The 10,084-nt window shown below is 64.2% G+C and carries 13 protein-coding genes; 8 read left to right on the forward strand and 5 right to left on the reverse strand.

Going from position 1 to position 10,084, the window contains the following annotated elements; genetic code table 11:
- Nucleotides 1-85: 85 nt before the first annotated feature.
- Both J7E80_RS04860 and J7E80_RS04865 read right to left on the reverse strand, forming a co-directional pair.
- Nucleotides 86-988, reverse strand: a complete 903-nt coding sequence (locus tag J7E80_RS04860) for an NAD(P)-dependent oxidoreductase (protein WP_215050345.1) — start codon at nucleotides 986-988, stop codon at nucleotides 86-88.
- A gap of 66 nt (nucleotides 989-1,054) precedes the next feature.
- On the reverse strand, nucleotides 1,055-2,569 hold the full coding sequence (locus J7E80_RS04865; protein ID WP_215050346.1) for a four-carbon acid sugar kinase family protein: 1,515 nt from the start codon (nucleotides 2,567-2,569) through the stop codon (nucleotides 1,055-1,057).
- A gap of 159 nt (nucleotides 2,570-2,728) precedes the next feature.
- Here J7E80_RS04865 and J7E80_RS04870 point away from each other — a divergent pair, with 159 nt between their 5' ends.
- A complete protein-coding gene (locus J7E80_RS04870; RefSeq protein ID WP_215050347.1) occupies nucleotides 2,729-3,430 on the forward strand; it encodes a FadR/GntR family transcriptional regulator in 702 nt (233 codons plus the stop codon).
- Between the two features lie 106 nt (nucleotides 3,431-3,536).
- On the forward strand, nucleotides 3,537-3,746 hold the full coding sequence (locus J7E80_RS04875) for a dodecin (RefSeq protein ID WP_215050348.1): 210 nt from the start codon (nucleotides 3,537-3,539) through the stop codon (nucleotides 3,744-3,746).
- Nucleotides 3,747-3,929: 183 nt separating this feature from the next.
- Here the strand turns inward: J7E80_RS04875 and J7E80_RS04880 are convergent, their stop codons facing one another.
- Both J7E80_RS04880 and J7E80_RS04885 read right to left on the reverse strand, forming a co-directional pair.
- Entirely contained in the window at nucleotides 3,930-4,172 is a 243-nt protein-coding gene (locus J7E80_RS04880; RefSeq protein WP_251036452.1) for a hypothetical protein, read from the reverse strand.
- A complete protein-coding gene (locus J7E80_RS04885) occupies nucleotides 4,169-4,363 on the reverse strand; it encodes a hypothetical protein (protein WP_215050349.1) in 195 nt (64 codons plus the stop codon). The genes J7E80_RS04880 and J7E80_RS04885 overlap by 4 nt, the downstream gene beginning before the upstream one ends.
- 489 nt (nucleotides 4,364-4,852) lie before the next feature.
- Between J7E80_RS04885 and J7E80_RS04890 the strand changes: the two genes are divergently transcribed.
- Both J7E80_RS04890 and J7E80_RS04895 read left to right on the forward strand, forming a co-directional pair.
- Entirely contained in the window at nucleotides 4,853-5,722 is an 870-nt protein-coding gene (locus J7E80_RS04890; protein ID WP_215050350.1) for an aldo/keto reductase, read from the forward strand.
- 17 nt (nucleotides 5,723-5,739) lie between these two features.
- Nucleotides 5,740-6,711 (forward strand): aldo/keto reductase, encoded by a 972-nt coding sequence (locus J7E80_RS04895; RefSeq protein WP_215050351.1) that lies wholly within the window; start codon nucleotides 5,740-5,742, stop codon nucleotides 6,709-6,711.
- Nucleotides 6,712-6,793: 82 nt separating this feature from the next.
- On the opposite strand, the gene J7E80_RS04900 is transcribed toward J7E80_RS04895, so the two are convergent.
- Nucleotides 6,794-6,991, reverse strand: a complete 198-nt coding sequence (locus J7E80_RS04900; RefSeq protein ID WP_215050352.1) for a hypothetical protein — start codon at nucleotides 6,989-6,991, stop codon at nucleotides 6,794-6,796.
- Between the two features lie 204 nt (nucleotides 6,992-7,195).
- On the opposite strand from J7E80_RS04900, the gene J7E80_RS04905 reads away from it, so the two are divergent.
- The 4 genes from J7E80_RS04905 to J7E80_RS04920 all read left to right on the forward strand — a co-directional run.
- The gene (locus J7E80_RS04905) at nucleotides 7,196-8,026 is read left to right on the forward strand and encodes an aldo/keto reductase (protein WP_215050353.1); all 831 of its coding nucleotides are present in this window, start codon (nucleotides 7,196-7,198) and stop codon (nucleotides 8,024-8,026) included.
- A 144-nt stretch (nucleotides 8,027-8,170) separates the two neighbouring features.
- On the forward strand, nucleotides 8,171-8,437 hold the full coding sequence (locus J7E80_RS04910; RefSeq protein WP_215050354.1) for a GlsB/YeaQ/YmgE family stress response membrane protein: 267 nt from the start codon (nucleotides 8,171-8,173) through the stop codon (nucleotides 8,435-8,437).
- A 116-nt stretch (nucleotides 8,438-8,553) separates the two neighbouring features.
- Nucleotides 8,554-9,129 (forward strand): hypothetical protein, encoded by a 576-nt coding sequence (locus tag J7E80_RS04915; RefSeq protein ID WP_215050355.1) that lies wholly within the window; start codon nucleotides 8,554-8,556, stop codon nucleotides 9,127-9,129.
- 157 nt (nucleotides 9,130-9,286) lie between these two features.
- On the forward strand, nucleotides 9,287-10,084 hold a 798-nt coding region (locus J7E80_RS04920), incomplete at its 3' end, for a DUF222 domain-containing protein (protein WP_215050356.1).

Genomic DNA, 10,084 nt, shown 5'->3' on the forward strand with positions numbered 1-10,084 from the left:
CAGTTCTATGATCGGCGGCCGACGACGGCGGAGGGGGGACCGCCGTCGTCGGAGTTTCCGAGGGTGTGTGGTGTACGGCGCCAGATCAGGCGACGGTGCGCTTGGCCGGGGCCACTACTTTGATAACCGCGGAGTCGTCGGCTGCGGCAAGGCCGTGGGCCTGGCCCAGCAGGTAGAGCTGCTCGGCGGCGGCGGCAACGGGTGCCGCCAAGCCGGCAGCACGGGTTGCCTTGCCCACGATTCCCATGTCCTTGACGAAGATGTCCAGGCGGCTGAGAACCTCGGCGCCTTCCTCCGTGTACGCCTCCAGGATGCGCGGTCCGCGGTTGGAAAGCATGAAGGAACCGGCTGCCCCGACTTCGAGGGCCGCGAGGGTCTTCGCCTGGTCCAGGCCCAGGGCATCGGCCAGCGCCATGGCCTCAGCGGCGGCGGCGATATGGATGCCGCAGAGCAACTGGTTAACGGTCTTCAGTGCCTGGCCGTCGCCGGGCTTGTCGCCCACAACGGTCAGCGTGGACGCGAGCAGCTCCAGTACGGGCCGTGCTGACTCGAGGGCGGCGGGCTCGGCGCCCACTACAATCAGCAGGTCCCCCTCGCCGGCGCGCTTGGGACCGCCGGACAGCGGCGCGTCGACCAGTGCGACGCCGTATTCTGCCAGGCGCGCGACAGTGGCCGGGATGGCATCGGTGCCCACAGTACTCGTCAGGATGACGACAGCGCCCTGCTTCAGCACAGACGCCACGCCGTTCTCGCCGAAGAGGACGTCGTTGAGCTGTTCGCTGTTACGGACGGCCAGCAACAGGGCGTCCGTGTCCTGGGCGGCTTCGCGCGCCGAGAAGAAAGTGTGCACGCCGGCGTCCTCTGCGAGGCGCAGCCGGGGCTCAGCGATGTCGAAGCCGTGGACGGTGAGCTGGCTGGCCAGGCGGGTGGCCATCGGCAGGCCCATGGCGCCCAGGCCGAGGACCGTGACGGTGTAGTTCGAGGTCATGATGTTCTCCAATTCTGATCGAGCCTGGGCCCACGCGGACCGGGTTCCCTGGCCGAGGTAGCGAGGTTAGGGGGTACGTGGGGCAAAGGTGTTGCTGAGCTTGCGGGTTACATGGGCCAGCGAATCGTCGTCGCCGACGTTGCCGGCAAACACGATGTACGGAATGCCCTTGGCCGGACCATGCACCGGTTCCCACAGACTGACGATGCCCGGCAACATCGGCCCGCGGACGATCGCGTGCCGGATTTCCAGGCCGTATGCAGCCACATCCGAGGACGTGATGCCGCCCTTGGCAATGACGAACCGCGGCGGGAACGTCTTCAGCGTCCGGTTCACCACCGCGACAACGGCGGCAGAGACGGTGCGCGCGATCCGAAGGCTTTCGGCGGGGTCCTCCGTCTTGATGAGCAGGCGGCTTGTGTGGACGATGACGTCCCCACTGTGGAGGGCCTCGACGACGGCGTCCACCGTCTCATCAAGGTAGGCGTCCGCGGCATCTCCGAGCAGCTTCTCGACGTCGATCTCCACGATTCGGGCTGCGCTGTGCTGGTCCGTCAGGACCTTCAGCTGGCGCGTTGTCACACCCACGTGCGAACCGACGACGATCAAGCCGCCGGCTTCCGACGGGACGTTGCCGGCATAGGCTTCCTCGCCGCTGAGTTCGGTCCGGATCTCCTGCCCGATCCGGGCGCGGACGAAGGGCGGGCCAACGCGGTAAAGCAGCTTCTTGCCGCGGCGCTCCGCTTCCTCCAGGCCGAGGGCGAGCGCGCGGAGGTCATTTTCGGTGACGATGTCGGCCACGATCGGCGTCGAGGCGGTGGCCGGCTCAATGGCGTCGGCGATGGCCTTGGCGGACACCTCGGAATCACCCGCGTCGCCGTTGCCGGCGGCACCAGCTCGGATGATGTTGAGGTCCAGCACGATCACCGACTCCGCGGCGAAGCGGCCATGCGATTTCTCCTCGACGTACTTGGCCATTTCCGAATTGGCGAAGCCGAACGTCGCATCCCGGGCGAATTCGGTCTCCGCAACCGGCGTGAGCTGGCCAGCGTCGTTCCCGGTTCCGCGCATGTAGTGGATGCCGCCAATGGTGACACGTCCGGCGTCGGGGAAGGCGGGGACAATCACGACACCGTCAGTCATCTCGCCGCTCTCGGCGGCCACGGTGGCGGCGATGACGTCGGGTTCAAGCGGGAAGTGCCCGCGCAGCGTCGAATCGCTGCGGCTGACGAAGCCAAGCCGGACTGCGGCCTCACCGTCGGTGGCACGTGCGGCCGCCAGGGCATTGCGGACAATGTCTTCGTTCCGAGCCGCGGCTTCTGCCGGATCCAGGCTGCGGGTGTTGGTGAGGACGTATACGGCGGCCTTACCCTGATTGAAGGCCCAGGTGAAGTCTTCTACTTCCCAGCGGGTGAGCACCGGCAGATCGGAAACGGACTGGGTTCCGGTGGGGTCGTCGTCGAGGACCACCAGCACCCGCGGGGACGTTGCAGCGGAAGCGGCAAGCGAGCTGGCGACGAGCCGCGCCGGGATCTGGAGCTCCGCAGGGTAGGGGGCCAGGATGTCTGCTTCAAGGGGCACAGTGCACTCCATTGTGTTCGAATCTATATTGCGGAAAGTTCTCTGAGATGTCTCGATCAGATGTCAGACATCTAGCATTTGATGCTAGTGTGGCATAACGCACAGCCGGGCGCAAGTAGACTTGTCAGACATATGATCGCGAATCACTGAACGGGGAAAATGGCACGCAAATCATTGGTGGGCGTCGTTGCAGACGAACTCCTGGACCGCATTATTGCCGGCGAATTTCCGCCGGGCGCCAGCGTGCCCGGCGAGCTGGAACTCAGTGCACGCCACGAGGTCAGCCGGATGACCGTCCGCGAGGCCATGAAGACGCTTGAAGCGCAGCGGATCCTCAGTGTGGAGCGTGGCCGCGGCACGTTTGTGAACCCGCTGAACCGCTGGTCATCCCTCGAGGCCGTGCTTCGGGCCGCTTCAGAGGGACAGAACGGCCCCGCAGCCGCTATTCAGCTTATTGAGCTGCGCCGGATGCTGGAAACCGGCGCCTGCGAACTTGCCGCACAAAGGATCACCGATGCCGAACTCGAGGAACTCCGCGGCCGCGTGGAGGACATGCGGGGCGCCCACCGGGCAAACGATGTAACCCGGTTTGTGGCGGCCGACCTCGCCTTCCACGATTTGATCCTGCATGCTTCCGAGAACGTGTTTGTGGCGGTCCTGTTCGAACCGCTCCACCGGGTTCTGGAAAAGCGCCGCACGGAAACCTCCAAGGTGCCGCAGATCCAGGAGCATGCAATCGGCCATCACCAGAACATTTTCGAGGCACTGGCTGCGCGCGATCCCCAGCGTGCCCGGAATGCGATGGATGCCCACATGCAGCAGACCCTGGACGATCTCCGAAGCTACGTCCTTGAAAGCTGAGACCCGAAAACCCTTCCTTCCGAAAACCTAGTTCCGGGCCGCTCGTTCCGATACTCTGCAGGAACGGCCCGCAGCCGGGTATCGATGGCGATCACGAGGAGCGAAGTTGTCTAATCACACCTACAGCATTTCTGAAATTGTCGGGACCTCCACCGAAGGCGTGGACGCTGCCGTCCGAAACGGACTGGCCGAGGCCGCAAAGACCTTGCGGAACCTCGATTGGTTCGAGGTCAAGGAGATCCGCGGCCACCTCGACAACGGCCAGGTTGCCGATTGGCAGGTCACCATCAAGCTCGGCTTCCGGCTGGAGCGCTGACTCCGGCCCTGTTTGCCACCGCCGGTTCCGGCGTGCGGCTTATTCCGCCATTTCCGACCATTCATTTTCCGATAATTCGGGCTGACAGTTCAGTCTGAAGTTCAGGCTGGCAAGTCAGGGCTGGCAAGTCAGGGCTGACAATTCAGGGCCGGCGGCCCAGATGCTGCAGCCCAGCTGGTCAGATCAGTCCTTAGCCCACACCTGGACGGGGTCGCCGCCGCACAACAGACGGCGGCCCTGCCCTGCAAACTCTACCCAGAGAAGCTCCTGATGCTGGGAGACCTCGTCGACGTGCGCGGAGTCGAAGCCGTAGCCGGCCCTTTCCACCCACACCTCTTCGCCGGGCGCCAGTTCCGTCCAACGGTGTGGCGCCAGCGGGGTGGCGGCTGTGGCAGGGCGCTGCTGCAGCCCCACATGGGACCTCATGATTCCCGGCTGCCCTGCCGACGGCGCCATAGCGTGGGTGCCCCTTGATAGGCGGGAAGGACCTGGCCCTCGAAGAACATGTGGGTTTCCTGCGGCGACTCGTCCGGAGTCCACAGGCCCGATACCGGGCAGTGGGCTCCGGTCGAAGCGGCTGGCGCCTGGCGTGCCTTGAGCAATGCGATGCGTTTCATCGTTGAATGCCATCCTTGGTGGTCGAAGAAGGTCTCCTCTAAGGCTAAGAAGGTGGCTGCGCACTCCCAATGGGCGGATGGCCAGAATCCGTTCTGGAGTATGGGCAGCAGCACAACGGGCCGCTCTCCTAGGAAAGGTTTGAGCCGTGCGGCCGTGGAGCGGTCTCCCACTTCGGCGGGCGTGCTTGGTGCGTCGGAGCGCTTTGCCTCCTCCTCCGTCCGCCGTTTCCGCGCCCAGGCTGCCCAACAGGGCCAGCGCGTCAGCAGAGGGCGAGCCAGGTTTTGCGGAGAAAACACAAGGCGCGTGTAGTAGTCAGTGCTCACACCTGCGAGCCGGGCAATTTCTTCCCGGCGCGGGCCTGGATCACGCACACACAACTGCTGACGCAGGCCGTCCTGGTGCATAGGCTCGACCAAGAGCCACATCCCGTAAACCTTCCGAGTCCCTGAACGCTTCCGATACCGTGAGCCCCGAGGAGAAGAACCGTCATGTCCCTGACACCTGAATCCACCAACCCTGCCGCCCAGAGCCTGGACATCCCCCGGCTCACGTTGAACAACGGCATTACCATTCCCCAGCTGGGGTTCGGCGTCTTCCAAGTGCCGCCGGAGGAGACCCAGCGGATCGTTGAGGACGCCCTCGATGCCGGCTACCGGCACATCGATACCGCCGCAGCCTACCGGAACGAGGCAGGGGTGGGAGCGGCGATCGCAGCCTCGGGCATTCCACGGGAAGAACTGTTCATCACCACCAAGCTTCGGAACGGCGAACAGGGCAACGCGCACGAGGCCTTCCAGAACAGCCGGAAAACCCTCGGCCTCGACTACGTTGACCTCTACCTGATTCACTGGCCGGTACCCTCGCAGGGGCTCTACACCGAAGCCTGGAAAGCCATGGAAAAGATTTACGCCAACAGCCAGGTCCGGGCCATCGGCGTCTCCAACTTCCTAGAAGAGCATCTGGACACTCTTCTGGCGGCAGCGGAGATCGTTCCGGCCGTGAACCAGATCGAGCTCCACCCGACATTCCAGCAGTCGGCACTGGCCGCGAAGTGCCGTTCACATGGCATCGCAGTCGAGGCCTACAGCCCCTTGGGCCAGGGCGCCGACCTGAACGCCAAGTCCGTGACGGAACTGGCCGAGCACAGGGGCGCCACTCCCGCTCAGATCGTCCTCGCCTGGCACCTCGCGGCCGGAACCATCGTCATTCCGAAATCCGCCGACTCCGCCCGCATGCGGGAGAACATCGCAGCTGCGTCCATCTCCCTGGGTCCCGCAGAAATCGAGGCGGTCAACGCGTTGGAGGCCGATGCCCGGGTTGGCGCGGATCCCGCCGTTGCCGCCTTTACCCAGCTCTAGCCCAAGGACGGCACTGCATGAAGTACACCCATCTGGGCCGCTCCGGCCTGAAAGTCTCCCGGCTGTGCCTCGGCACCATGAATTTCGGCCCCCGAACTGACGAGGCCGCGTCCCATGCCATCATGGATTCCGCACTGGAGTCCGGGATCAACTTCTTCGACACAGCCAATGTTTATGGCGGGGCGGAGCACCGCGGCCGGACCGAGGAAATCATTGGCCGGTGGTTCGCCAAAGGCGGCGAGCGCCGCGAATGCACTGTGCTCGCAACCAAGCTCTACGGCATCATGACGGACCGGCCCAACGAGTCCAGGCTCTCGGCACTCAATATCCGCCGGGCCCTCGATGCCAGCCTGAAGCGCCTGCAGACCGACTACATCGACCTCTACCAGTTCCACCACGTGGACCGGAACACGCCCTGGGACGAAATCTGGCAGGCGACCGAGGTGGCGGTCCAGCAAGGCAAGATCCTCTATTCGGGCAGCAGCAACTTCGCCGGCTGGCACATCGCCCAGGCGCAGGAGTCCGCCGCCCGGCGCAACTACACCGGCCTGGTCAGCGAGCAGTCCATCTATAACCTCATTGTCAGGAACGTGGAACTTGAGGTGATCCCGGCCGCGCAGCAATACGGACTCGGAATTATTCCCTGGTCTCCCCTACAGGGCGGCCTTCTCGGCGGGGTGCTGAACAAGGAGCACGACGGCGTTCGCCGCCTTGAGGGGCGCGCCCAGGAAACGCTGAAGAAGCACTCCGTCCAGATCCGCGAGTACGAGGATTTCGCCGCGGAACTGGGCCACGAGCCCGGCGATGTCGCCCTCGCCTGGCTGCTGCACCAACCCGCGGTCACCGCCCCGATCGTTGGCCCCCGCACGCAGGATCAGCTCGACGCCGCCATTCGGGCCCTGGATGTCACGCTGAACGAAGACGCGCTCAAGCGCCTTGACAGCATCTTCCCGGGCCACCGCACCGCCCCTGAAGACTACGCATGGTGATGGCCCGGCTGGTGAGGGCAGTGCCTGGTGATGGCGCTACCTGATAATGGCCCTGCCTGGCGGCGGCCTGCCCTGGCATAGATTACTCCGGTCGGTTCCTGGCTGGCGGGTGCTGCGGATCTTCCAGCGCCGGATCATCAGGCTGGCCCGATGGTCCCGTTGGCGGTCCCGGAGAATCCTGCGGCGGGACGGCGGGATCTTCCAGGGGCGGATCCTGGGTGGGGTCAAACGGAAATCCCTCGCCAGGGCTTTGGGATGGATCGGCGGGTGTTTCGCTCATGAGGGACTCCTTGTGCTCGCGTGGAATTGCCCGTCATCAGGTGCAGGTCAAGCAGTGCGCCCGGTCCGTTGCCCATGTACCGGTGACCTTCAAGGGATATCAGCGCAGCATCGGATAGTCCAGAGGACCAGTACTACCGCTGCCGGAACAGGCAGAGCCAGACCACCTCTGTGCAAAAGCCTGATCATAGGAAAGACTTTGCGCATGGCACTCTCACCGCTAATCGAGCTGAACGATGGCCACCGGATACCGCAAATCGGGCTTGGCACCTGGCCGCTCAACGACCGCGAGGTGGCGGACGCCGTCGTACGTGCTGTGGAAGCCGGATACCGCCATATTGATACTGCTGTGAAATACGGCAACGAAGCCGGAGTAGGCGAAGGAATCCGCGCAAGCGGATTAGACCGGGAAGAATTCTTCATCGCCACCAAACTCGACGGTGAGTTCCAAGGCGAGGACAGGGCTGTGGCCGGCCTGGAGGGCTCGCTCAAACGACTGAATATGGACTACGTGGACTTGCTGCTGATCCATTGGCCGCTCCCCCGTCGCGGCGACTTCATCTCGACGTGGAAGACGTTTGAACGGCTTCAGGCCGAGGGCAAAGCACGTTCCATCGGCGTGTCGAATTTCAAACCATCCCACCTTGAACAGCTCATGTGGGCAAGCGAAGTGGTCCCCGCCGTCAACCAGATCCAGCTCAACCCTTCGGTCACGCGGTCGGCCGACTGCGCCTACCACGAGCACCACGGGATAGTCACGGAGTCGTACAGCCCGCTCGGGGCAAGTTCTGGCCTGTTGTCCGCGCCTGTGCTCACGCGAATTGCGAGAAAACACGGCAAAACGGAGAGCCAGGTGGTGCTCCGCTGGCATATCCAACAGGGCTTGGTGGCCATCCCGAAGTCCGGCAACGCGCAGCGGATGAAAGAAAATATCGACGTCTTTAGTTTCACTCTGGACCACGAGGACCTGACAGCCATAGACACGCTGGATGAAGGGCCTGAGGCGGGCGTGAACTCAGATGTCCAAGGGCATTGAGGCCGGCCTGAGACACCCCTCCGAGGCAGGATTCTTTGAAAACCAACTGGCAGAAAAATAGTAAGCATGTTTAGTATTAGGGAGAAGGACGAAGCGTACCCGGCACACCGGGTGCCTCCTCTATGAAGAAGAAGGAACGATAAAATGGGTTTTTTCGCATTTCTGATTCTGGGCCTCATTGCCGGAGCCATTGCTAAGGCGATCCTCCCCGGCCGGCAGGGCGGCGGCATTCTCGTCACACTGCTGCTTGGTGTTGTCGGAGCATTCCTCGGCGGTTGGCTCGGCAGCCTTATTTTCGGCACCGGACTCCAGGAATTCTTCTCACTTCAGACGTGGCTGCTGGCAATCGGCGGGGCAATCATCGTCCTGCTGATTTACGGCATGGTCACCAATCGACGCAGCGTCCGCTAGGCGGAGCACGGCAGGAAACCGGCCCCGGGACACTTTCCCGGGGCCGTTTCCATAGCAAGGCTTCATCGGCTGAACTTTCTCCATCTACATACCCCTCTCAAGAGCAGGAGTTCATCATGAAATCCAAACTTCTCTTCGGCGCCGGAATTGCTGCAGGTTACGTTCTCGGATCCAGGTCCGGCCGGGCCGCGTACGACAAACTCAAAGCACGGGCAACAAGCATTTGGGACAGCAAGCCCGTCCAGGACAAGGTCACCGCAGCCACCGAGGTCGTCAAGGAAAAGGCACCTGAGGTGGGCGACCAGCTCTCCGAAGCAGCACGCCGCGCCGGAACCGTGCTCAGCTCGGCCATACACCGCGACGCTTCCAAATCAGCCGACGCCACGTCAGGTGGAACGTCCGCCTCAGTCGGAACATCCGTCTCAAGCGGGACTAGCGCGTCCGCGACCAGCACTTCAGGGACCGGCGCTTCAGGGACCGGCGCTTCAACCGGTGCGGGGGCCGGCGGCGATACGCTGGGCAGCGGGCACGTTCCCGCTCACAGCACGCACCCGGAGACAGTAAATCTCGGCACTACTTCTGATGTTGAGTCCGATCCTGCCCGGAACGATGCAATGGGTCAGGACTGGTCTGACGAAGGTGGTGCCACTGACGCTGGGGCCGCCACAAACGTGGACTCCAAGAGGCACTAACCAAGGTTCGGCCTGTGCATGGGCTCTGTTCTCGAACTCTGTTCAGGAACTATATGCATGCCTTCCGTTCAGTATCGGCGAAATGCTGACGCTACACCCGTCTTAAAGATCGGTGCCCGGGCCCTAAATTGTCGGACCCCGCTGGCAGAGTCTTCGTATGGACGCCGTTGGGGGACGCAGAGCTGGTACAGCGGGCCGGGCATCAGTGCCCCGCCGGCGTACCGGTTTGTTGCGCAGTGGCGTCCCTGGCTCCAGGGCTATCGCTCCTGGCCACCTTTCCAGCACCGCCGTTGCGGACACTTCTTCGTCCGACGGCGGTGCTTCGGTCGGCGGCTCCCTCACCGGCGGCCACTTCGCTCCCACCCCCTTCTCCGGCGGGCATACTGCCTTCAGAGGCAGGGCGTTGGAGGACCTGCGCCGGTGTCTGGCGTTGGCGGAGGCCGCGGTTGAGAGCATGCCTGAGGAGCTGACACTGGCCGGATTCGGTGACGCAGCGGATTTCGCCGACCTCGTTGAGGGGCTCTCCCGCCGGGTCGGCCACCTCCAGCTGCTCGCCACGGCCGTGGTGGACAGGACACGCACTGCGGCGATCAACGCCGCCGGACCAGCCCTCAAAGCAGCCGGCTGGACCACCGGCTGGGGCACCGAAACCGCCGGGGCCGAAGCCGCCGCACCAGTGGCGGTGCCCGCCCCGGGGCCGGTGGCTGACGGGTGCCGGAACACCGCCGAGTTCCTGCGCGTCAGGCTGCGGATCAGCGCCGCCGAAGCCCGCCGCCGCCTCGCCGTGGCCACCGCCGTACTCCCCCGCACCGGCATCACCGGCCAGCCCACACCCCCGCACTGCGAACACACCGCCGCGGTCCTGGCCGCCGGAACCATCGCCTCCCGCGCCGGAACCATCATCACCACCGCCCTGGACAAAAACCGCCCCACCGCCCACCCCGCCATGCTCCAC

The organism is Arthrobacter sp. ISL-28, assembly GCF_018613875.1.
Classification (GTDB): domain Bacteria; phylum Actinomycetota; class Actinomycetes; order Actinomycetales; family Micrococcaceae; genus Arthrobacter.